We start from the raw sequence: 22,436 nt of genomic DNA, 5'->3' as shown, positions 1-22,436 counted from the left end.
GCTGGAAGGGGTGAACAACCGCATCAAGGTGATCAAGCGTATGGCCTATGGCTTCAGGGACTCGGACTACTTCTTCCTGAAAATCAAGGCTGCCTTCCCCGGGAAAGCGCGATGAACCAATAAAAAGGCTATGTACCCGTTATCTGTTGAGTCATCCCGAGCAGCGATACGGTGCATGAAACGCGGTAAAGCGTAGGGTGCGCTCTACCCAATGCGTGCAACACCTAACGGGTACATAGCCAACAAAAACGGCCAGGCGCCCTGCTTTACAGGTCGTCTGGCCGTTTTTACCGCGCAGGCTACGCCGGTGGCGTAGCGCTGAAGGCTTTACTGAAGGGTGCTTTCACCCTCGCTGTCGTCCAGCAGCGCTTCATCGGCCGGGGCGTCATGGCCCATGCCCGCCAGACCGCCGCCGCTGCTCATGGCCAGCGCAACGAACTGATCCACAGTCATCTGCTTGCCGTTGAAGGTCACCTGATCGTTGGCGTAATGCAGGCTGGAGCTGATGTCCTCACCCTGCAGCACGGCCAGTTCGCTGGCCAGCGCCATACCGCTGGCCATTTCACTCAACATGGTCGCCTGCTGGGCAATCGCTTCCTTGTCGGTTTCGCCGGCAATCGTGGCCTGAACGCCGACCACATCACCGATCATCGCCTTGGACACCAGCAATTTGGCATCCAGCTGGGCGATCAGTTGCTTGGTCAGTTCTGGCGCTGGCAGGTCGAAGGACACCGGTTTGTCCAGGTCCAAGCCAAAGCTGAAACTGCTTTCGCCATTGGCGGTCTTGAATGCGAGTTTTTCCAGGGCCAGGCCCGGTTTGCCGGCCAGCAGTTTTTCCAGATCGGTCTTGAACAGCGCAGTCTGCTCATCAGTCAGCTGCGGCATACCGCTTTCACTGTCGACCTTGCCGCTCTGCAGCAGCGTGCCGTACAGCTCGATCATCGACTGCAGGGCCGCCGCGTCGAGGTTCTTCACGGTCCAGAGCATCTGCGAGGAGCCGATGTCGTTGCCCTGGTAGCTGATCATGCCGATGTCATAGCTGTAACGCGCTGACAGCTGCTGGTTGGCTTCGCTGGTTTCATCGCGCTGGACGAAATCCTTGAACAGAATGGGCGCGCTCTCGCCAATTTGCAGCTCGATCTGCTGCAGGCGCACCTCGTTCTGCCCCAGGTAGAAATCGCTGACGCCCTTGCGGGTGTTGCTGGTGAGGTTCATGCCCTTGAACTCAAGACGCATGCGTTCATCGGTGGCCAGGGTTGAGGTGAGCTTGAAGCTGTCCATCACGCCGCTGGCGCTGATTTTCTCGACATTGGCGCTGCTGTCGAAGTCAATCTCCAGGCCGCTGAAATCGATCTGGGTCTGCTCATCCAGCGCCATCTGCAACGGTTGCACACGCAGGTTACCGCTCAGCGAACGGTCATAACCCAGGCTGACCTGGCCCTGCAGCGGCGCGCCGCCTTGGCTGCCGGCGAACCACTTCTCCAGCTCCGGGCTGCGTTCCAGCGCATAGTTGCTGGTGGCCATAACGGGCAGCAGCTTGAGGGTTTGCAGTCGCGAAAGTGGGAAAGGCCCATGCTCGATGCGGTCGGTGACAAACCACTCGAAGTTGCTCGGCGATTCGCCATCCAGGCTCCCGGCAAACTGAATGCGGTAGCGCGCGTTGCTGCTAAATAGTTGACGTTCCAGCGAAACCAGTTCGATGGTGGCACTGAGGCCCAGGGCAGGCAGGGTTTTGCCCATATCTTCGTTGGCTTGCTGAATCGAGGTTTCCAGGACCGCTGGAAGCTGCTGACCGGTATACCAGGCGCCTGCGGTGCTCAATGCGCCGAGAACGACAACTGCGCCAAGGGCGCTGCCTGCAATTTTCTTCATGAAGGGTAATCCTGCGTGTCCGTTATAGGTGTGGGGCTTCCCTGCTACCGCCTGTGTCACTGCTGAACAGTGTTGCGGCTTGAGGCGCGGCGTTGGGCTTGCGCGCAACGCCTGACTGCGCACGCCGTGCAGCGGCCGCGAAGCGCAGCAAGGCTACCACCACGATGACAGGCGACCAAGGCGCCGCCCGGTAAATTTACCGAGAATGCCAACCCGCTCGAACTGCAGCGCGGTAGCACAGCACACTCAGCTGAGCGGCTTATCGGCCGGCTCGGCGCTGCTTGCAGCGGTGTTTACAACCGGGCTACCGACCCAATCACTGAGCAGGCTGTACGCCACGGCCAGCAGGGTTGGACCGAGGAACAGCCCCATAAAACCAAACGCCAGGATGCCGCCAAATACCCCCAGCAACACCACAATCAGCGGCAGATTGCCACCACGGCTGATCAGGTAAGGCTTGAGAATGTTGTCGACGCCGCTGATCACGAAGAAGCCCCATACCAGCAGGAAGATCCCCATGCCGACTTCGCCCTGCCAGAACAGCCAGGCCACGGCCGGCCCCCAGATCAGCGGCGGAACCATGATCAGGCTGAAACCGAAGGTCAGAATCCCCAATACCAGCGCGCCCGGCACGCCAGCGATGGTGAAGCCAATCCAGGCCAGAATCGCCTGCGCCGCGGCAGTACCGATCACTCCATTGACCACCCGCTGCACGGTACCGGCGACCAGCTCCAGGTAATGCTCGGCGCGATCACCAATCAGTCGTTGCAGCAGGCTTTCGACAAAGGCTGCCAGGCGCGGTCCGTCACGGTAGAAGAAGAACACCAGAATCAGGCTCAGGGCCAGCTCGAGCATGCCGCCACCGATCTGTGCACTGCGTGCCAGCAGCCAGTTGCCGACCTGCCCCAGGTACGGCCGCACGGTGGCGAAAAACGCCGCACCCTGCTGGTCGATGGTCATCCAGAAGCCCACCAGACGCTCGCCAACCAACGGCACGCCCGCTAGCCAGGTGGGTGCCGGCGGCAAGCCGTCGACCTGAAAATCCTTGAGCAGCGCGGTGACATCCTTGATGTGATCCGCCAGGTTAAAACCGAGCATCACCAACGGCACGGCCACCACCACGGTCCAGGCCAGGGTCAACAGCCCCGCCGCCAGCGCCTGACGACCGCCGAGCAGGCGCGTCAGTACGCGCATCACCGGCCAGCTGGCAAAAGACAGTACAGCCGCCCAAAACAGCGCCGACCAGAACGGTGCCAACACCCACAGGCTGGCGCCCAACAGGACCAGCAGCAGTATCTGCACCAGCAAACGATCGTTATTGGCCATTCAAGCAGCTCCCTGCACAACGCAAAAAGGCTCTGCCACAAGGGACAGAGCCGGTTCAATTAATAACAACAAGAGTACCGAGAGTGGCGTCTTAGCGCAGCACGTTGAGTTGTACGCCGTTCACATCCGCGTCACCCAGCTCCAGACGGCTGGCACGAACGCGCTGCTCAACCAGGGCATCGCGCCAGGCTTCGGCTTGGGCGCCGCTGATGGTCACACGCAAGGTGCTGTCGAGCTTGAGGCTGCGTGCCAGCAGTTCCACCCAGGCAGCGCTGGGTTCGGGCTGCTTGACCAAGCGCAGTTCACCGGTGCTTTTCAGCTGCCGTTGCAGGGTGGCCGGGGTGGGCAACACTTCACCCAACGACGCATTGGCCGTCAGCAATTCGGCGTGCAGATAGGCGCGCCTGTTACCACGGGTGATGCTGTACAGCGCCAGCAGGCTGTCCTGGCGCGGCTCGGCCAAACGCAGCAACGCATAGGTTTGCTGGTCATCAGAGCCCGTCAAGGTGGCGTTATCGAATACCGCGTTGGCCCACAGGCTGCTGGAACCGCACTCGCGGCCCACGCACCAGTAGAGCAATTCGGCATCCTCGGCTTGCAGGGTTTCACGGGCGCTGGCGAACACCTCATTGGCCGAGTGGGTGCGTGGCAGCTCATAGGTCACCGCAGTGACACGGCCCTGGGCGGCTACTTCGCGCTCATATCGCAGGGTGCCGCTGATGCGCCGAATCGCCCCTTGCGGGTAGATGCGCTCCTGCTCGGCAACATCCTTAAAGCTGACAATCTTGCTCCCGGCGAAACGCGGCAGCACGTCCAGATCCTGGCTGCCGGCCACGTCTGCCCACACAACGCAGCTGGCCAGCAGCAGGCTCAGACCGAGGCAGTAACGATTTAGGTGGCTCATTTGATCAACATCGCTTGGGCGGCTTTGACGACTTTTTCGCTGTCTGCTTCGCGTTGTGGTACCAGCAAACCGCGCTGCACTGCAGGGCGCGCAGCCAGCTCAGCCATCCAGCGCTGCAGATGCTCAAGGCCATCGACGGAGACGCCGGCCCAGTCATGGATGCGCACCCAGGGATAGGTGGCGATATCGGCGATGCTGTAGTCATCGGCCAGGTACTGCGACTCGCCGAGGCGCGTGTCGAGTACTTCATAAAGACGGCGGGTTTCATGCTGATAACGGTCGATCGGGCCCTGCAGTTTTTCCGGAAAGTAGCGGAAGAACACATTGGCCTGACCCTGCATCGGGCCGACCCCGCCCATCTGGAACATCAGCCACTGGATCACCCGCGAGCGGCCCTTGGCGTCGCGGGGCAGCAGCTGGCCGGTTTTCTCGGCGAGATACAGCAGAATGGCGCCGGATTCGAATACCGCGAAATCATCGTTGTCACGGTCAACAATCGCCGGAATGCGGCCATTGGGATTGATCTTGAGAAAGGCCGCAGCCTTCTGTTCCTGCTTGTCGAAACTCAAAGCCTGCACGCTGTACGGCAGTTGCAACTCTTCCAGTGCGATGGACGCTTTATGGCCGTTGGGGGTGGCGGCGGTATACAGGTCGATCATGCGAATCTCCGTGGGTATCGCCGACACCTTTCCCCAGTTGCCTTTACCAAGTCAAGGTGCACCCAGGAAAGCTTTGAAACAGTCTGCTACCAAGCCCGCGCCCAGGTCATCATCCAGGTGCAGATGATGGCCGCCAGGCAGCTGCACCACCTCGATGGCCAGGCCCTCGACCAGCGAAGTAATGCTCGGCTGAGCGAGCAACATGCCCTGCTGCGCCATCAGCAGTTTGGTCGGGCATTGCAGGTTGCGCACAAACGCCAACGCATGGGCGTGGGTCAGGCGCAGCGGGGATGGCAGGGTCAGGCGACTGTCGGTGCGCCAGGTGTAGCCGCCGGGTACCGGCATCAGGCCGCGTTGCGCGAGCAACTCTGCGGCCTCACGACTGACCGCACCGACACCGCGCATGCGGGCCTCTACCGCACGGTCAAACTCTGCATACACCGGCTTGCTTTTGCCGGCCAGGGCCAGCTGCGCCTTGAGCGCTTCGCCGAGCTTCTGTGGCGCGGTGTCCGGCTCACCGGTATAGGGAATCAGTCCATCGATCAGTGCCAAACGCTCGATACGCTCTGGCATCGCCGCCGCCAACAGCACCGAAACAATCGCGCCCATGGAGTGCCCGAGCAGGGAAAAACGCTGCCAGCCGAACTGTTCGGCGACCTGTAGCACATCGTGGGCATAGTCCCAGATGGCGTAACTGGCGCCTGGCGGACGGTGATCGGAATGGCCGTGGCCGGCAAAATCCAAGGCGACAATGCGCAGCCCCGGCAACAGCGGCGCCAGGCGGGCAAAGCTGGCGGCATTATCCAGCCAGCCATGCAGGGCAATCACCGGCACGCCGTCTTCGGGGCCATACAGGTGAGCGGCCAGCTCGATATGCGGCAGGCGCAGACGCACTTCTTCAAATGTTAGGCTCATGCGCTTTGCTCGCTTGCAGGTTGCCCAGCCCAGCGCTGGAACAGTTTTTTCAGCAGCTCAGCGGTGTCTTGCGGACGCTCCAGGGGAAACATATGGCCGCCGGGCAGCGTCAGGTACTCGCCCTTCGGCACGCGTCGCACCAAGTGAGCGTGATGCGGCATAACCACCCGACTGTGGCGACCACGCACCATGGCCAATGGCACTTTCAGCTGCTGCGGTCGCCCCGGGCTGGTGTGCGGCACGCTGCGGTAGATGCTGATTTCCGTGGCCGGATCAAAGCGCAGGCGCAGGCTATTACCCGCCGCTTGCAGGCCGTGCTGCACATAGGCGTCCAGGCACTCGGGATCAAAGCGGCGAAACAGGCCTTTAGCAGCGAAATAGCCACGCGCCTCGGCGAGGTCAACAAACTCCTCACGCCGGCCCAGCGTGCGCCCTGCCGGGGTAATGCGGTCGATAAAGCCGAAGCGTTTGGCCGCGCGAATCACCATCTTGTCGGCCAGGGTCAGCACTGGCGAATCAAGCATCACCACCCCCAGGTACAGCTCGGGGCGCAACAAGGCGGCGTGGTAATGCAACACGCCGCCGAGGGAATGACCGACACCCCACACCGGCTGCTGGTTAGATTCGAGGTGATGGATCAGCTCATCGACCAGGTTGCTCCAGTTGTCATTCACCGGGAAACGCGGGTCATGGCCATGTTGCTCCAGGTGCTGCACCGAATAGTCAGGCGCCAGCGCGGCAAACAGCTTGCCGTAGGTGGCCGAGGGAAAGCCGTTGGCATGGGCAAAGAACACAGACTGGGTCATGGCGGCGGGCTTATCAGGGAAGTTGCGGATGATTGTCCGGTAGCATCAGCGATGCAGCAATGACAAAACGGCCAGTGAATGACGGCACTATAGCCAAAGCTGATGGGAGGCCCGCCAGTTGACTCGACGCTGACGGGTTATTGGTTTGGTCGCACTAAGAATCAGTGCAAAGTCTCGCGAGCTAGAGCCATGCAAGGCGCGACGTTAGTAACAGCCTGCGGCTGGTCAAAACGGCGAGGAAGCGGATTGGGCTCGCATGCGACTGTACTGTTGTATATGAGCATTACTCGTTTCACTCGCCCTTCGGGCCGCGCTAAAGCGCGTTAGCCGCGAGCGGCTTGCCGAGCCTGTTTTTAACGCAGCAGGGCCGACGCGCAGCAGACTTTGGGCAGGTTCTAACGCAGCGCCGGGCCGTTCTCACCCAGCGGCACAATAGCCATGGTCAGCCGGGAAATGCAGCTGGCCTTGCCATCTTCACCGCTCAGGCGGATATCCCAGACATGGGTAGTCCGCCCCAGGTGCACGGCGCGCGCGACCGCAGTCACCCGGCCGCTGCGCAAGCCACGCAGGTGGTTGGCGTTCACTTCCAGGCCGACGCAGTAGAACGTGCTGCTGTCGATACACAAATGGCTGGCGGTGGAACCGAGGGTTTCCGCCAGTACCACGGAGGCGCCGCCATGCAGCAGGCCGTAGGGCTGATGAGTGCGCGCATCGACCACCATGCTGGCGGTAATCGACTCGTCATCGAACGACTCGAAGCGAATATCCAGTTGCTCGCCAATGGTGTTTTTCAGAATCGCGTTGAGCTGTTCGAGATTCGGGGTTTGCTGCCAGAGGGCCATAGTCTGTCCTTTAAGGTCGATTCAGCCAGAACGTGGCCGGCACAGCGCATGCCAGCCACAGGCCTGATCACTCGTGCCAGAGCACCGCTTCGCTGCGAGTGGTCCACTCGGCGAAGCGTTCGCCATAGGTGCCTTCAACCACCGCGCGCTTGATCTTTAGCGTCGGCGTAAGGAAGCCGTTATCCACCGCCCAGACTTCCTTGACCAGTACCAGACGTTGCAGGCGCTCATGCTTGTCGAGGCGTTGATTGACCTCTTCCAGAAGCTTTTTCAAGCTGTTTTCCAGCTCGCTTCGCTCGCCGTTGAGAGCCTCGCTGCGGCCGACATCAGACAGTACGCACAGGGCCATGGGCTGGGCCATGCCGTCACCGACCACACACACCTGCTCGATGCGCGAGTGCTCACCCAGGCGGTTTTCAATCGGCGCCGGGGCCACATACTTGCCTTTGCTGGTCTTGAAGATTTCCTTGATCCGCCCGGTCAGGCGCAGATTGCCTTCACCATCCTGTTCACCCTTGTCGCCAGTGCGCAGGAAGCCATCGGCGGTGATGGTTTCGGCAGTCTTTTCCGGGTCTTTGTAATAGCCCTGCATGGTCGCGCCGCTGCGCACCTGTACTTCGCCATCCTCGGCAATCCGTACTTCCACGCCTGGGCTGTTCTGCCCGATCCAGCCCTGCTTGAACTTGCCCGGCCGGCACACATGCGAGTAACCGCAGTTCTCGGTCATGCCATAGACCTCCAGCACATCCAGGCCCAGACGCTTGTACCAATTGAGCAGCGCCTCAGGCACCGGCGCCGCGCCAGACAGCGCGTAACGCACGGCATCCAGGCCCAGGCCAACCAGCACCTTTTTACCGATGATGCGGCCGATGATTGGCAGCTTGAGCAGAAAATCCAGCTTCTCAGCCGGCATCTTGCTGTAGACGCCCATCTGGAACTTGGTCCAGATCCGCGGCACGCCAAACATCACGGTTGGCCGTGCGCGCTTGAGGTCGTCAAGGAAGGTGTCCAGGCTTTCGGCGAAGAAGATCGTTTGCCCAGCGTAGATCGACGCCAGCTCGACAAACATGCGCTCGGCCACGTGGCACAGCGGCAGGTAGGACAGCACCCGATCATCCTCACCGACGCCAAACAACTCGGTGGCACGGCTGGCGGCAAAACCGAAATTGCTGAAGTGATGCATTACCCCTTTCGGCGTGCCGGTGGTACCGGAGGTGTAGATGATGGTGGCCAGCTGGTCGGCGGCCGCCTTGGGGTTATCCTGAATCGGCGTGCAGGCCTGCAGGTCATCCCAGGTAAAGCTGAACTCGCCCTGCGGGCGCAGCGGCAGGCCGATAGTCGGCACATCCTGCGGCACACCGGGGGCCATGGCCGGCCAATCGTCCAGCTTGCCGACGAACACCAGCGCCGCTTCGGAATGGCGCAGCACCTGACCAACAGACTCGGCGGTGAGATTGGGATAGAGCGGCACCGAGACGTGCCCGGCCATCCAGATCGCCAGGTCGGTGACGATCCAGTGCGCACAGTTCTTGGAAATGATCGCAATGCGGCTGCCCTGCGGCAGTTCGCGGCTACGCAGCCAGTTGGCCGCACGGCGCGCCTGCTCGCCGACATCGGCCCAACTCAGTTCCTGCAGCTGACCGCCCGGCAGCGGCTGCACCATGTAGCGTTTATTCGGGTGCCGAGCCTCACGCTCATAAAACACCTCAAGCGGCAAACGGATTGCATCAGCCACAGGGCTTCCTCCTTTGTTGTTTTTGTGGAGCCAACCAAGCAATTGCTTGGTTTGACTATTCCACGCACAAAGGCGGCCCGCAAGAGGAGAAATGTTTCGGTGTGTAGTGAGGCGTCAGGAACCGCTTGGATGCTTGTGGGCAGACAATTCCATCAAGCCTGCGGCCAGCTCATCACCTTCCAGCAACGCCAGACTGGCGGTGTTCATCGGCAGCGGTTGCTGACGATGTCCATGTATCAGCAGGCCCGCCAAAGCGCCAACCAGCGGCTGATGGGTGACCAGCAACAGCTCGTCAAACCCATAGCCATCCAGTTTCCGTAGCGCCTGGCGCAGATCACTCTCCGGCGTTAGCCAGGGCACCGTCTGCCGAATACCGCTAAAGGCTAAGACTTCGCAGGCCAGATCGGCCGTCTGCTGCGCCCGCACGTAGGGGCTGACCAGCACAGCCTGCAACGGCCGGTCCAGCAACTGCGCAGCCGCCTCACGCACTTGCTGCCGACCATAGACAGTTAGGTTGCGCTCGGCATCAGTGCGCGCAGCCGGTTCGGCTTCACCGTGGCGCAAGAGCCACAGCTTCACCGCCCTGCCCCCATCAACCGACCAGTCACAGCTTCGGCTCTTCGTCACGCACCGGGTGGGCCGCCGGCGGAATGCTGTGCGGGGTTTCACCCTGCGGCGCTTGCGGGGTTGGCCAGTCGGCGAACGGCCAGGGCTTCTCATCGCTATTAAAGGTGCCAAAACGGCCGATCTGCGCCAGGTACTGGCTTAGGCTGTCGCCAAAGCCCAGCAAGCCGGCATTTGGTGCACCGTAAAACAGGCGATAACCCAGCTGCAGCAACACCACGGCGCCCAGAAGGATTTCCGCCAGTTGCCAGACGATGGTGAAGATCACCATCCAGAGAATGCGCAGCAGAATCGATTCGCGCTGCAGTTGCTGATTGTCATCACTCATGCTCATCTCCTTGCAGGGTTTAGAAAGCTAAAACTCAGAAACCGGTGGTGGGAATAAAGTCGACGTCGGTCTTTGGCTCGCCACGCATCAATGCGCCGATCACCTGATCCAGCGTGCGCCCCTCAAACACAATGGCATGCAGACCGGCCACTAACGGCATATAGACCTGCAATTCCTCGGCTTTGGCCTTCAGCACCTTGATGGTGTTCACCCCTTCCGCCACTTCACCCAGGCGCGCCACCGCATCCTCGAGACTCAAGCCCTCGCCGAGGGCAAAGCCAACCTGGTAGTTGCGGCTTTTCGCCGAGGAGCAAGTGACGATCAGATCGCCCACGCCGGCCAGGCCGAGGAAGGTCATGGGGTTGGCGCCCAGCTTGACCGCAAAACGGGTCATTTCCGCCAGCGCGCGGGTAATCAGCATGCTCTTGGTGTTCTCGCCCATACCCATGGCCGCCGCCATACCGGCGATGATCGCGTAGACATTCTTCAGCGCTCCGCCCAGCTCGACGCCAAAACGGTCGCCACTGGCATACACGCGAAAGGTGCGCCCGTGCAGCGCGGCCTGCACCTGCAGGCAGAGGTCTTCATCCTCACTGGCGACAACCGACGCGGTCAACGCATGCTCGGCCACTTCACGCGCCAGGTTCGGCCCGGAGAGCACGCCAATGCGCGCCTGCGGGGCGATGTCTTCGAGAATCTGGCTCATCAGCAGAAAGCTCTGCGCCTCGATGCCCTTGGTGGTGCTCACCAGCAACTTGCCGCTAAGCAATTCAGCCACCGGCTGCAACGCCTGGCGCAGCGCACTGGAGGGCAAGGCCACGAAAACAAGCTGGCAGGCATTCAGGGTCGCGCTCAGGTCGGTTACCGGGTCAACGCCTGGGTGAATCTTGATGCCTTTGAGGTAACGCGGATTTTCACGGGTCAGCCGAATCGCCTGGGCCTGTTGTGGGTCGCGCATCCAGTGCAGGACGTGCTGACCATTCTCGGCCAGCAAATTTGCAATCGCAGTGCCGAAGCTACCGCCGCCAAGCACTGCGATGGGGTGCTGATCAGTCATAACGCATCCGTGGTAAACCATTGAAAGTGGCGAATCGCTCGCATTATACGGCGGCGTCCGTATGCAGCCAGCTTTAGCTGCGCGGCTAGCACTGGCAAAGCCAGGCAGCTCAGTTAACATGCAGCCTTTCAAACGCAAACAAGGTTGTGGCGTGATCGATAGCACCCAAGCCCAGCTTCACCCTGAGACCGCAAAAAACCGGCCCGTTCTCCAGCGCCCGCACATTCTGCACAGCAGCGGTGTGACCCGATGATCCTGCGCCGTGGCTGGAATATCCATACCCGCACGCAACTGATCAGTGTCGGCCCCGCCCTGCTGCTGACCCTGCTGCTCACCGGTTTCTTCACCTTTGCCCGCCTGCAAGACCTGCGTCAGGAGCTCAATCATTACGGTCAGCTGATTGCCAGCCAGTTGGCGCCGGCCAGCACCTACGGCGTGATTTCCGGCAACCTCGATGTTCTCGACGCCCTATTACAAGCCACATTGAAGACCCCGCATGTGCGTTTTCTGGAAGTGCGCGACCACACGGGCAAGATTCTCGTCTACGTCGAACAAACGCCCGGCAGCGGCCACGCCAGTAGCCAGGTCGAGGTGTTCCAGGCGCCGATCCATCTGCAACGCGCGGCGCTGAACACCCCCACCCAGCAGACACTGACCGATGACTACCTGGGTTATGTCGTCGTGGGTATGTCCAACGATGCCTTCAACACCCGCCAGCAGGAAATTTTGTTTAAGGCCACCCTGCTCGCCCTGTTCGCCCTGGTCCTGACCTTTATTCTCGCTCGCCGCCTAGCCAGCCACCTGTCGCAACCGCTTAGCGCCATGGGTGAAGCTGTCAGCGCGATCCAGGCTGGCAATTACCAAACCACCCTGCCCGAAGTCGGTGAAGGCGAGTTGCAGGCCCTGGCGCGGCATATCAACAACCTCGCCCACGGCCTGGCCAGCGCCAGTGAAGAACAGCAGCGGGCCATGACCCTGCTAATTCAGGCCCGCGAACAGTCAGAGTTGGCCAACCGCGCCAAATCCGACTTTCTGGCGATGATGAGCCACGAGCTGCGCACCCCGATGAATGGCGTGCTGGGCATGCTGCAGCTGCTGGAAACCACCGAGATGACCCAGGAGCAGGCGGAGTACGCGGCGCTTGCTACCGAATCCACCGAGCACCTGCTGAAAGTGATCAACGATATCCTCGATTTCTCGCGCATCGAACGCGGCGCACTGGAGCTGGAACGCATCCCCTTCAGCCTGCTCGACCTGCTGCAAAGCTCGATTCAGGTGTTCCAGCACAGCGCCCAGCAGCGCGGCCTGCAGTTAATGCTGGAAACCCAGGGCGGCCTGGAACAGTTGCAGGTACAAGGCGATCCGACGCGAATCAGGCAGATCCTGGTCAACCTGATCGGCAACGCATTGAAGTTCACTGAAACCGGCAGCATCCGCGTGCACAGCACCTGGCAAGCATTGGACAATCAGGTGCTGTGGTTCAGCTGCGCAGTGCACGACAGCGGCATCGGTATCTCTCCCGAGCGGCTCGAACATATGTTCGATGCCTTCCAGCAGGCCGACACTTCTATTTCAAGACGTTACGGCGGCACCGGGCTGGGGTTGCCCATCGCTCGCACCCTCGCCGAACGCATGGGCGGTACCTTGCGCGCGGTCAGCCAGGAGGGTCAGGGCTCAGTGTTTACCCTGGAAGTGCCGCTGCCATTTTCCCAGCAGGTCGCACCTGCTGTCCGCGACACGCCACTGGCGGCGGACCAGGGCAACGGCCAGCCGGTGCTGTTGGTCGAAGACAACCCGGTCAACCAGACCGTAATCGAAGCCATGCTGCGCAGCCTGGGCTATCAGGTCAGCCTGGTCGGCGATGGCGCCCAGGCCGTGCATCAGGTCAGTCAGCAGCATTACTCAGCGATTCTGATGGATTGCCGCCTGCCGATCATGGATGGCTACGAGGCCACGCGGCAGATCCGCCGCCTGCCCGGTTGCATTGATTTGCCGATCATCGCCCTGACCGCCAATGCTCTGCAGGGCGACCGTGAAGCCTGCCTGCAGTCGGGCATGAATGACTACCTGGCAAAACCCTTTAAACGGGCAGATTTACAGCGAATTCTGCAGCGCTGGGTGCCCCCTCGACCTTCGACGGGTAGTCAAGAAGGCTCAACTGCTGCAGGCTAGAGCCATAGGTCTATGACAGGCCAACAAGAGCGGAGTACAACTGTACTCACAAGGCTGTGACTTTCACCACAACGCAACAGTCTATGACTAGGCTGTTGGCAGGCGCAGCAGACTGCGCCGCCAGCCAGGACGATTCGCCCAGCCTTGGCGCATGGGACATATTGAGGAGCTCGCATGACCAAACAAAACGCCTTCACCCGGGAAGAACTGCTCGCTTGCGGTCGCGGCGAACTATTCGGCCCAGGTAATGCGCAACTGCCCGCGCCGAACATGCTGATGATCGATCGCATCACCCACATCAGCGACACCGGCGGCAAGTACGGCAAGGGCGAAATAGTCGCCGAGCTCGATATCACTCCTGACCTGTGGTTTTTCGCCTGCCATTTCGAAGGTGATCCAGTAATGCCAGGCTGCCTGGGCCTGGATGCCATGTGGCAATTGGTCGGCTTCCACCTCGGCTGGCAGGGCAACCCCGGCCGCGGCCGCGCTCTCGGTTCGGGCGAAGTGAAGTTCTTCGGCCAGGTGCTGCCGACCGCCAAGAAAGTCACCTACAACATCCATATCAAACGCACCATCGCCCGCTCCCTGGTCCTGGCGATTGCCGATGGCACCGTCAGCGTTGATGGCCGAGAAATCTACAGCGCCGAAGGCCTGCGGGTTGGCCTGTTCACTTCTACCGACAATTTCTAAAGGACTCATCGCATGCGTCGCGTCGTGATTACCGGCCTGGGCATCGTTTCCTGCCTGGGCAATGACAAAGCCACCGTCTCTGCCAACCTGCGTGCTGGCAAGTCAGGCATCCGTTTCAACCCTGCCTATGCCGAAATGGGCCTGCGCAGCCAGGTATCCGGCTCGGTTGACCTCAACCTGGAAGAGCTGATCGACCGCAAGGTCTATCGCTTTATGGGGGATGCCGCAGCCTTCGCTTACCTCTCCATGGAGCAGGCGATCAAGGATTCGGGCCTCAGCGCGGAAGAAATCTCCAACCCACGCGTGGGTTTGATCGCAGGCTCTGGCGGTGCATCGACCTTCAACCAGATGGAGGCCATGGACATCCTGCGCGAGAAAGGCGTCAAACGCGTCGGTCCATACCGCGTGCCGCGCACCATGGGCAGTACCGTTTCCGCCTGCCTGGCCACGCCGTTCAAAATCAAGGGCGTCAACTACTCGATCTCCTCAGCCTGCGCCACCAGCGCCCATTGCATCGGCAATGCCATGGAGCAGATCCAGTTGGGTAAGCAGGATGTGGTGTTTGCCGGCGGCGGTGAAGAAGAGCATTGGAGCCAGAGCTTCCTGTTTGACGCCATGGGGGCCCTCTCCACCCAGTACAACGAAACCCCGGAAAAAGCCTCACGCGCCTACGACGCCAAGCGTGACGGCTTCGTCATCGCCGGTGGTGGCGGCATGGTGGTGGTCGAAGAGCTGGAGCATGCCCTTGCTCGCGGCGCGAAAATCTACGCGGAAATCGTCGGCTACGGCGCCACATCCGATGGTTACGACATGGTCGCTCCGAGCGGTGAAGGCGCAGTGCGCTGCATGCAGCAAGCCCTGGCCACCGTTGATACGCCAATCGACTACCTGAACACCCACGGCACCTCGACCCCGGTCGGCGACGTCGCGGAAAGCCGTGCAGTGCGCGAAGTGTTCGGCGCCAAGGCGCCCGCCATTAGCTCGACCAAGAGCCTGTCCGGTCACTCCCTGGGCGCCGCCGGCGTACAGGAAGCGATCTACTGCATGCTGATGATGGAAGGCAACTTTATCGCCGGTTCGGTCAATATCGACGAAGTCGACCCGGAAATTGCCGACCTGCCGATCCAGCGCAGCACAGTCGAGAACGCCAAGCTCGACACGGTGATGAGCAACAGCTTCGGCTTCGGCGGCACCAACGCTACTTTGGTACTCAAGCGCTGGGCTGGCAAATAAGCCCAAACCGTTTGTTTGCAACATAAAAAAGGCCATCCTTAGGGATGGCCTTTTTTGTTGCGGTTGGCACAGTGCTAAATCAAATAGAGAAACGTGCTACCAGTGCGTTTAGATCCACCGCCAGGCGCGACAATTCCTGACTGGCCGCGCTGGTCTGGTTGGCTCCAGCCGAAGACTGCATCGACAGATCGCGGATATTCACCAGGTTGCGGTCGACTTCGCGGGCCACTTGGGCTTGTTCTTCCGAGGCGCTGGCGATCACCAGATTACGTTCGTTGATCTGCGAAATCGCAGCAGCAATCTCATCCAGTGCCTGGCCGGCCGCCTTGGCCACATCCAGTGTTGAACGCGCCCGGCTGTTGCTGTTCTGCATGGCGTTGACTGCCTTATCGGTGCCCTGCTGAATGCCGCTGACCATCTGTTCGATCTCACGGGTCGACTGCTGCGTGCGATGCGCCAGGGCGCGTACTTCATCGGCCACCACGGCAAAACCGCGCCCGGCTTCACCGGCCCGTGCGGCTTCAATCGCTGCGTTCAGCGCCAGCAGGTTGGTCTGCTCGGCAATCGAGCGGATCACATCCAGCACCTTGCTGATATCGCGCACTTGCCCGGCCAGCTGTTCAACCTCAGAAGCGGTATGGGTTACGTCATCCGCCAGGTGGCTGATCGACTCGACGGTCTGGCGCACCTGCTCGCGACCATGCTGGGCGGTACGGTTGGATTCACTGGAGGCCTCGGAGGTGCTGACGGCGTTGCGCGCCACCTCTTCCACGGCGCTGGTCATCTGGTTGACCGCCGTGGCCGCCTGCTCGATCTCATTGTTCTGCTGGTGCAAGCCGCGGGTGGAATCTTCGGTTACCGCACTGAGTTCTTCCGAGGCCGAAGCCAGCTGCGTGGAGGAGTCGGAAATATTCTGGATGGTGCTGCGCAGGCTCTGCTGCATGCTTTTCAAAGCCCCCAGCAAACGCGCAGGCTCATCGCTGCCCTGCACCTCGATTGTCTGGGTCAAGTTGCCGCTCGCCACCACTTCAGCCACCCGCACCGCTTCGGTCAGCGGCGCGACGATGCTGCGGGTCAGCAGCAATGCCAGAATCACCGTCAGGCCCAGTGCCAGAGCGATCATAACGATCACCCACAAGCGTGCGCTGGCAAATACCTCATCGGCTGTCTTGGCTGCTGCGGTGGCACCCAGCCGATTTAACTCCGAAAGTTCAGTCAAGGCCTTGGCCATGCTATCGGCATGTCCATTGAGCGAGCCATTGGCAACCGCCAAGGCCGCATCCAGATCACTTTGCCGCACCGCCTCGACGATCTTGCGCTGCTCTTGCAGATAGTTGCCTTCTGCCTGCTTGAAGCGCCCGTATGCGCTCTTTTCTTCGGCACTGGAAATCAGTTTTTCATAATTGCCTTGCGCCTTGCCCAACATGCTTCTGAGCTCTTCAACGCGGGCCAGATTCTGTTGGGTAATAGCCTCATCGGTATTGAGCATCAAGCGCAAGGTCAGCGCTCGCAGCCGCAGAACGTCCTGGTTCATCTCGCCCAAGCTGAGGATGCTGGGTAACCAGTTTTCGTTTACCTGCTCAGACTGCTTGTTCATTTCTGCCATCTGCAGCAGCGAGAAGCCGCCGAGTATCAGCACCAACAGCGCCACCAGGCCAAAACCCAGCGATGCTCTGGGCGCTATATTGAGGTTTCTTAGGGTCATCACGGCCGTCCTTTATGATTCTGAAGCAGCTTGCTCGATAGCATATGGCTACCATCCTTATGAATGCCTTAAGACCTTCAGCCACTATCTACAGACTCCGTATCGACTCTAGCACTAGATTCTTGACCCCTTGCACATAAAAAACCCGAGCAGAGGCTCGGGTTTAGCGTTGCGACTTCAAGTAGCTTCAACGCACGATAAACCGCTGCTCCAGCAACTTGCGGTCATCCTGAAACACCATAAAGTGCCACTCACCTGGCACCACTTCATGCATTTCGGTGAATTCAAAGGCCATGACATCCTGCGGTGCGCCGGGAACCGGCTTTTGCGTTACCACGAATTTGTCGTGGCGCGTGCCTTGCGGGGTCACCACTCCAGGGGTGAGGTAGAGCAAGGTCAGCGGCGAATCTTCGGCCACCTTGCCGGCCAGGCTGTAGCGCAGGCCAAATTTAGTGCCGAGCTTGGCGGGAATCACCTCGCCCAGTTCGATCTGTTGATTACTGCGGGTCAATACCCGCTCGCCTTCCTGGAAGTCCTGATAATCGCTGGCGAAAACGCCGTATTCGACCGGGCCGTCTACCCGGACTTCGGCCTGCGCCAGACTGCTGGTCAAGACAAGTGCGGCCAGGGCACTAAAACGGGTGTATTGCATGTCGCGCTCCTTTTTTAGATGGCGCGAGCCTATGACACCTGTATGACAAGGCTATTACAGCTCTACTCCAGCAGCTCAGCCTGCACCCGGCGCGGCAACACCGCGAGGAAGTTATCGCGCGCCACCTGATGGGCGACATCCTCCGGCAAGGCATCGAGAAACGGCTTAAAGCCGTTCATATAGTCCGCCAGGCCAGTGAAGCGGCCGACCACATCGGAGCCGAGCATAAAGCGCGCCGGATAACTGCTGATCAGTTTTACCCAGGCTGCATCGGGCTGGCCATCGGCATCCAGCAAATACGGCTGGAGCATGGTCCAGGACAGGTCGATATACAGATTGGGGTACTGCTTGAGCATCCGCTCAAGGGTGGGCAGAAGGAAATCCAGCTTTTCCTGATGCCGATGAATTTCCATGCTGGTGCCGGCATGCGCCCAGATAAACCGCACATGTGGATGGTTGCGCAGCGGGTCCTCAATCTCTTGCAGGTACAGCGGATTGCGCTCGCGTTTGGAGGTGATATTGGAATGCAGCATCACCGGCAGGTCGTACTCGGCAGCCAAATGAAAGACCCGCGCCAGGGCTTCGTTATTGGCCCGCGGCGCATCACCATGGATCAGCGCGGTGAGGTCGTCATGCCGGGTGAAAATCTCGCCGATGCCTTGCCACAGGCCAGGGTCGAGTTCGAGCATGCGGCGGATATGCGCATCGGCATTCTTGTCGTTCGGGTTAAAGCCGGAGAGAAACGGGTGCAGGCGTTTGCGCTGCTCGGCGGGTACCTGCTTGTAGGCATGCGCCACCAGCACATCGGTGGCGCTGTACCAATAGGCATTGGCATCATCGCCGGCGTAGTAACGTGGGCGTTTGGGTTCGTCTTCATCCCACTTCTTCGCCACCGGAATGCCCGAGAGCATTACATGCTCGATATTGCCGGCCGCCATCTGCTCGAACAGTTCGGTCATGCCCGCGCTTTCCTGAAAGAAATCCACGTAGTGCAGATGGGCATCACTAAAACGGTAATCGCGGGCCAGCGCCAGCGGGCTGCAAACAGTGACTAAAACCGCAAGACTCAATGCAAGTCGCCTCAAACCTCAATCCTCCTTGAAGACGTGAGCACAATTGACTCACTACACTGAGGTCTAGTTCAGAAACCAGGATTGCAGCAATGGCTTCAGCCTCAACACACCGGCAACGCACCTGGCCCAACTACCTGCAGGCACTGCTGATTGTTGCGCTGTGCAACCTGGCAACAGCCCATGCCGCAGAGCGCTTGAACTACCCGCTGCACTCGGACGGCATTGACCCCGAAGCCTATGCCCTGGCGCTGCTGACCGCAGCGCTGGAGCGCACACCCGGACGCTACCAGCTGCAGGCCACACCCGTGCCCATGGCGCAAAGCCGCGCCTTGCTGGCCATCGAGCACGACAGCAAAAGCGTGCAGGTGATGTGGACCATGACCACCCGTGAGCGTGAAGCACGTTTGCTACCGATCCGCATCCCGATCTACCGCGGCCTGATCGGCTGGCGTGTGCTGCTGCAGCGCAGCGCGGATGCCGAGCGACTGGCCACGGTGGAGAACCTCGATCAACTTAAACGCTTCAGCTTCGGCCAACGCCACGACTGGCCGGATACTGCGATCCTGCGGGCCAATGGCCTGAAGGTGGTGACCAGCCAGCACTATCGCGGCTTGTTCCAGATGCTCGCCGCCGGGCGCTTCGATCTGTTTCCCCGTGAAGTCGTGGTGGCCTGGCAGGAGCAGGCGCGCGCGGCGGAAAGCGGGCTGGCGCTGAGCATCGACAACCACCTGCTGCTGCATTACCCAACCGCGTTCTATTTCTTCACCTCACGCAACCGCCCGGACCTGGCTGCCGACATTGAGCGCGGCCTGGAGGCGATGATTGCCGATGGCAGTTTTCAGCGCCTGTTCGAGCAGTACCATGGCGACACCCTGCGCCAGGCCAACTTGCATAGCCGGCGCATCATCGAATTGCACAACCCCGACTTACCCCCTGCAACGCCATTTGCCCGCAAGGCATTATGGTTTCAGCCCAAGGAGCTCAAATGATCAGCATCAGCAACGACAAAGGCCTGCTGCAGCGCATCAGCATTGGCCCGCACACCCTGCACAGCGACGTGTCGGTGGAGCTGGGCGGCGCAGGTTCAGCGCCTGAACCCCATGATCTGTTCGACGCGGCGCTGGGCGCGTGCAAGGCGCTGACCCTGGCGCTGTATGCCAAACAGCGCGGTTTACCCCTGGACGGCCTCGACGTAAAGCTCAACCGCGATGACAGCCAGGAACGCCAGGGCATCTACCGCCTGGATGTCGAACTGACCCTGCACGGCGCGCTGGATGACGCGCAACGCCAGCAGCTGCTACGCGTCGCCGATAAATGCCCGATTCACAAACTGATGACCAGCAGCGAGGTTCAGGTCAGTACTCAGCTAAGCGAGGGCGTGTAATGAGCGATTTTCTACTGATCCAGCCGCGCCCGGAAAACCTCGGCGGACAACCTATCCTGCGCCCTCTGCCCTCGGCCAAGTGCCGCAGCGTTGGGCCGTTCGTGTTCTTCGACCATATTCTGGAAAACACCTACCCGGCCGGCAGCGGCATGAACATCAACCAGCACCCGCATATCGGCCTGTCCACCCTCACCTACCTGTTCAAAGGGCAATTGCAGCACAGGGACAGCCTCGGCTCGAATCAGCTGGTCAGCCCCGGCGAAGTCAGCTGGATGACCGCAGGCCGTGCCGTCGCGCATGTCGAGCGCACCCCGCAGGATTTGTGGGAAAGCGGCTCGCACATGCATGGCCTGCAGGTCTGGCTGGCCATGCCCGCCGCCGATGAGCAAGGCGAACCCAGCTACAGCCACCACCCCGCTGACAGCCTGCCGCGCAGCACCAGCATGGGCGTGGACATCTGCCTGATTGCCGGCACCGGCTTCTGCCTGCAATCACCCGTACCGGTGCTGTCGCCAACGATCTATGCCGAGATCAAGCTGGCCGCAGGCAGCGCCCTGCAGATACCCGCCGAGCATGCCGAACGCGCGCTGTATCTGATTGACGGCGAGGCCACACTGGACGACCAGCAACTGCCGTTGCGCGGCATGCTGGTGCTGCCCGAAGGCGAGACCTACACCCTCAGCGCCTGCAGCGAGAGCCACCTGGTGTTGATCGGCGGTGCGCCGATTGGCCCGCGACGGATCAACTGGAACTTCGTCGCCAGCGACCCGGCCCTGATTGATCAGGCGCGTGAACGCTGGGCCGCGCAGGACTGGCCAACAGTGCCAGGCGAGACCGAGCGCATCGAGCTGCCGCGCTGACAGAGAAGATTTGTTGCACTCCCGAGACATCCAAAGCGCAGGTGCTCGGGTATAACCCTTGGCACGCACACACACTCAGGAACCCAGTGCATGGCGCAGCCGCTGTTTGATTACGAAAGCCATCTGGAAGCCTGCGCCCGGCAGGACGACCGCGCATTCCAGGCGCTCTACCAACAGGAGGCCGCGCAGATGCTCGGGTTGGCTATCACCCTGCTCGGCCGTCGTGATCAGGCTGAAGACTGCGTGCACGATGCCTTTGTGCAGATATGGCGCAACGCTCAGCGTTTTCAACGCGCGCTTGGCAGCGGCCGCGCCTGGATCTACAGCATCCTGCGCTACCGCGCGTTGAACCAGCTGCGCAGCCGGGGTCGCACGGTGGAGATGGATGACGACTTTATCGAGCGCGCCGCCGACGACAGCCCGCAGGCCGCCGAACTGCTGGAACAACAAGGCGAACACCAGCAACTGCGTCGCTGCCTGCAAAACATCGAACGCAATCGCCGTCACCCGATCCTGCTGGCCTTCTACCGCGGCCTGACCCATGAACAAATCGCCAACCGCCTGACCACCCCGCTGGGTACCATCAAAGGCCGTATCCGCGCCGGTTTGCGCGCGCTGCAGGAGTGTTTGCAAGCATGATTTCGCAGCAACCTGCCGAACGCCGGGCATTGATCGGCGAATACGTCCTGGGCCTGCTCGATGAGGCCGAAGCTGCTGAGGTGCGCGAGTTGATCGAGCACGACAGTGAAGCCGCGCAAATGGCCCTGCAGTGGCAACAGCACTTTCTTGAACTGAGCGATCAGCTGCCACCGCAGACACCCTCGGCGCAATTGTGGCAGCGCCTGCAGGACAGCCTTGGCCTGACCCCAGCCGCCAGTCGGATGAATGCCTGGCTGGCTTGGTGGCAGAGCCTGACCACCTGGCGACTTACCAGTGCTGCGCTGGCATTCGCCCTAATCGTCGCGCTCATGCCTAACCTGTGGCGCACTGACATGGCTGGAGATAGCTACACCGTGGTGCTGCAAGCCCCGGGTGAAGCCGCCAAGCCAGGCTGGGTGGTGCATGTTGATGGCAGTGGCAGTTTGCGCCTACAACCACTGCTGGAGGATCAGATCCCAGCCGACCGCTCGGTGCAATTCTGGACGTTGATCGATCCAGCCATCGGCCCGCGCTCGTTGGGCCTGGTCGAACCGGGTAAGCCGCTGCAGCTGTCTGCCGAGCAGATTGGCGCGGTACAACCCGGCCAGCTGTTCGAGCTGACCCTGGAACCGCCCGGCGGCTCACCCAAGGATCGGCCAACCGGCAAGGTGCTGTATATCGGCCGCGCGGTGATGGCATCGGTTAACTGAGGTCATTTGCAAAAAACTGAATTTATTTTCAGGCGGCGACATCCAGACGTTCTCTCGTGGGTATAGCTATCAGGTGTTTCATCGAGGCACCTGCAAGGCGGGCCTTAGAACCTGTTCACGGTCTAGCGAGCTAGAGCCATACAAGGCGAAAACAAGCGAGGACGCGGAGTTTACGAACTGTAAATGAGCAGTCCGAGCTTGTTTTTAACGCAGTAGGGCCGACGCGCAGCAGATCGTGAGCAGGTTCTTA

Annotated in this window: 23 protein-coding genes; 9 read left to right on the top strand and 14 right to left on the bottom strand. The window is 60.8% G+C overall.

Translation table 11 applies throughout. The annotated features are described in order from the left end of the window. Positions 1–115 (top strand): transposase (locus tag Q8M42_RS19450; RefSeq protein WP_305285360.1); only part of this gene is annotated, 115 nt, incomplete at its 5' end. 212 nt (positions 116–327) lie between these two features. Here Q8M42_RS19450 and Q8M42_RS19445 read toward each other — a convergent pair. The 11 genes from Q8M42_RS19445 to Q8M42_RS19395 all read right to left on the bottom strand — a co-directional run bounded on the left by Q8M42_RS19445 (position 328) and on the right by Q8M42_RS19395 (position 11,068). After that, positions 328–1,872 carry a YdgA family protein gene (locus tag Q8M42_RS19445; RefSeq protein WP_304867155.1) on the bottom strand — a complete coding sequence of 515 codons (1,545 nt, stop codon included), beginning with the start codon at positions 1,870–1,872 and terminating at the stop codon, positions 328–330. Positions 1,873–2,118: 246 nt separating this feature from the next. Continuing rightward, entirely contained in the window at positions 2,119–3,198 is a 1,080-nt protein-coding gene (locus Q8M42_RS19440; protein ID WP_304867158.1) for an AI-2E family transporter, read from the bottom strand. A gap of 91 nt (positions 3,199–3,289) precedes the next feature. Next, on the bottom strand, positions 3,290–4,102 hold the full coding sequence (locus tag Q8M42_RS19435; protein ID WP_304867161.1) for a DUF4892 domain-containing protein: 813 nt from the start codon (positions 4,100–4,102) through the stop codon (positions 3,290–3,292). Further along, positions 4,099–4,761 (bottom strand): glutathione S-transferase family protein, encoded by a 663-nt coding sequence (locus tag Q8M42_RS19430; protein ID WP_304867163.1) that lies wholly within the window; start codon positions 4,759–4,761, stop codon positions 4,099–4,101. The genes Q8M42_RS19435 and Q8M42_RS19430 overlap by 4 nt, the downstream gene beginning before the upstream one ends. Before the next feature lie 51 nt (positions 4,762–4,812). Next, a complete protein-coding gene (locus Q8M42_RS19425; RefSeq protein ID WP_304867165.1) occupies positions 4,813–5,676 on the bottom strand; it encodes an alpha/beta fold hydrolase in 864 nt (287 codons plus the stop codon). After that, a complete protein-coding gene (locus Q8M42_RS19420) occupies positions 5,673–6,482 on the bottom strand; it encodes an alpha/beta fold hydrolase (RefSeq protein ID WP_304867168.1) in 810 nt (269 codons plus the stop codon). The genes Q8M42_RS19425 and Q8M42_RS19420 overlap by 4 nt, the downstream gene beginning before the upstream one ends. Before the next feature lie 395 nt (positions 6,483–6,877). Continuing rightward, positions 6,878–7,324, bottom strand: a complete 447-nt coding sequence (locus Q8M42_RS19415) for a hotdog fold thioesterase (protein WP_304867170.1) — start codon at positions 7,322–7,324, stop codon at positions 6,878–6,880. Positions 7,325–7,391: 67 nt separating this feature from the next. Next, positions 7,392–9,059, bottom strand: coding sequence for an AMP-binding protein (locus Q8M42_RS19410; protein WP_304867173.1), 1,668 nt, complete (start codon positions 9,057–9,059; stop codon positions 7,392–7,394). Between the two features lie 114 nt (positions 9,060–9,173). Further along, on the bottom strand, positions 9,174–9,638 hold the full coding sequence (gene sixA / locus Q8M42_RS19405) for a phosphohistidine phosphatase SixA (protein ID WP_304867176.1): 465 nt from the start codon (positions 9,636–9,638) through the stop codon (positions 9,174–9,176). A 25-nt stretch (positions 9,639–9,663) separates the two neighbouring features. Then, the gene (locus tag Q8M42_RS19400; RefSeq protein WP_275962814.1) at positions 9,664–10,011 is read right to left on the bottom strand and encodes a DUF4389 domain-containing protein; all 348 of its coding nucleotides are present in this window, start codon (positions 10,009–10,011) and stop codon (positions 9,664–9,666) included. A 34-nt stretch (positions 10,012–10,045) separates the two neighbouring features. Next, a complete protein-coding gene (locus tag Q8M42_RS19395) occupies positions 10,046–11,068 on the bottom strand; it encodes an NAD(P)H-dependent glycerol-3-phosphate dehydrogenase (RefSeq protein WP_304867181.1) in 1,023 nt (340 codons plus the stop codon). A 249-nt stretch (positions 11,069–11,317) separates the two neighbouring features. Between Q8M42_RS19395 and Q8M42_RS19390 the strand changes: the two genes are divergently transcribed. The 3 genes from Q8M42_RS19390 (at position 11,318) to fabB (ending at position 15,163) form a co-directional block, all read left to right on the top strand. Beyond that, a complete protein-coding gene (locus Q8M42_RS19390) occupies positions 11,318–13,240 on the top strand; it encodes an ATP-binding protein (protein ID WP_304867183.1) in 1,923 nt (640 codons plus the stop codon). 174 nt (positions 13,241–13,414) lie between these two features. Further along, the gene (gene fabA, locus Q8M42_RS19385; protein ID WP_304867185.1) at positions 13,415–13,930 is read left to right on the top strand and encodes a 3-hydroxyacyl-[acyl-carrier-protein] dehydratase FabA; all 516 of its coding nucleotides are present in this window, start codon (positions 13,415–13,417) and stop codon (positions 13,928–13,930) included. Positions 13,931–13,942: 12 nt separating this feature from the next. Next, on the top strand, positions 13,943–15,163 hold the full coding sequence (fabB, locus tag Q8M42_RS19380) for a beta-ketoacyl-ACP synthase I (protein WP_304867188.1): 1,221 nt from the start codon (positions 13,943–13,945) through the stop codon (positions 15,161–15,163). Between the two features lie 79 nt (positions 15,164–15,242). Here fabB and Q8M42_RS19375 read toward each other — a convergent pair whose 3' ends face one another. The 3 genes from Q8M42_RS19375 to Q8M42_RS19365 all read right to left on the bottom strand — a co-directional run bounded on the left by Q8M42_RS19375 (position 15,243) and on the right by Q8M42_RS19365 (position 18,605). Continuing rightward, positions 15,243–16,868 (bottom strand): methyl-accepting chemotaxis protein, encoded by a 1,626-nt coding sequence (locus Q8M42_RS19375; RefSeq protein WP_305285350.1) that lies wholly within the window; start codon positions 16,866–16,868, stop codon positions 15,243–15,245. 187 nt (positions 16,869–17,055) lie between these two features. Then, positions 17,056–17,520: a DUF3859 domain-containing protein gene (locus tag Q8M42_RS19370; RefSeq protein WP_304867194.1), complete on the bottom strand. Its 465-nt coding sequence runs from the start codon at positions 17,518–17,520 to the stop codon at positions 17,056–17,058. Positions 17,521–17,582: 62 nt separating this feature from the next. Then, positions 17,583–18,605, bottom strand: coding sequence for an amidohydrolase family protein (locus Q8M42_RS19365; protein WP_304867197.1), 1,023 nt, complete (start codon positions 18,603–18,605; stop codon positions 17,583–17,585). 77 nt (positions 18,606–18,682) lie between these two features. Between Q8M42_RS19365 and Q8M42_RS19360 the strand changes: the two genes are divergently transcribed. From Q8M42_RS19360 to Q8M42_RS19340, 5 genes are all read left to right on the top strand, one after another. After that, on the top strand, positions 18,683–19,582 hold the full coding sequence (locus Q8M42_RS19360) for an ABC transporter substrate-binding protein (RefSeq protein ID WP_304867200.1): 900 nt from the start codon (positions 18,683–18,685) through the stop codon (positions 19,580–19,582). After that, positions 19,579–19,977 carry an OsmC family protein gene (locus Q8M42_RS19355; protein ID WP_304867202.1) on the top strand — a complete coding sequence of 133 codons (399 nt, stop codon included), beginning with the start codon at positions 19,579–19,581 and terminating at the stop codon, positions 19,975–19,977. The genes Q8M42_RS19360 and Q8M42_RS19355 overlap by 4 nt, the downstream gene beginning before the upstream one ends. Continuing rightward, positions 19,977–20,837, top strand: coding sequence for a pirin family protein (locus Q8M42_RS19350; protein WP_304867204.1), 861 nt, complete (start codon positions 19,977–19,979; stop codon positions 20,835–20,837). Before Q8M42_RS19355 ends, Q8M42_RS19350 begins: the two co-directional genes overlap by 1 nt. 90 nt (positions 20,838–20,927) lie before the next feature. Next, positions 20,928–21,476: a sigma-70 family RNA polymerase sigma factor gene (locus tag Q8M42_RS19345; RefSeq protein ID WP_304867207.1), complete on the top strand. Its 549-nt coding sequence runs from the start codon at positions 20,928–20,930 to the stop codon at positions 21,474–21,476. Then, positions 21,473–22,186 (top strand): anti-sigma factor domain-containing protein, encoded by a 714-nt coding sequence (locus Q8M42_RS19340; protein WP_304867210.1) that lies wholly within the window; start codon positions 21,473–21,475, stop codon positions 22,184–22,186. Before Q8M42_RS19345 ends, Q8M42_RS19340 begins: the two co-directional genes overlap by 4 nt. The last annotated feature ends 250 nt before the right edge of the window (positions 22,187–22,436 follow it).

The sequence above is a fragment of the Pseudomonas sp. genome (assembly GCF_030684895.1).
In the GTDB taxonomy this organism is placed as follows: Bacteria; Pseudomonadota; Gammaproteobacteria; order Pseudomonadales; family Pseudomonadaceae; genus Aquipseudomonas.
The sequence above is the reverse complement of the archived record's forward strand: the minus strand, read 5'-3'. Positions and strand labels throughout refer to the sequence as shown.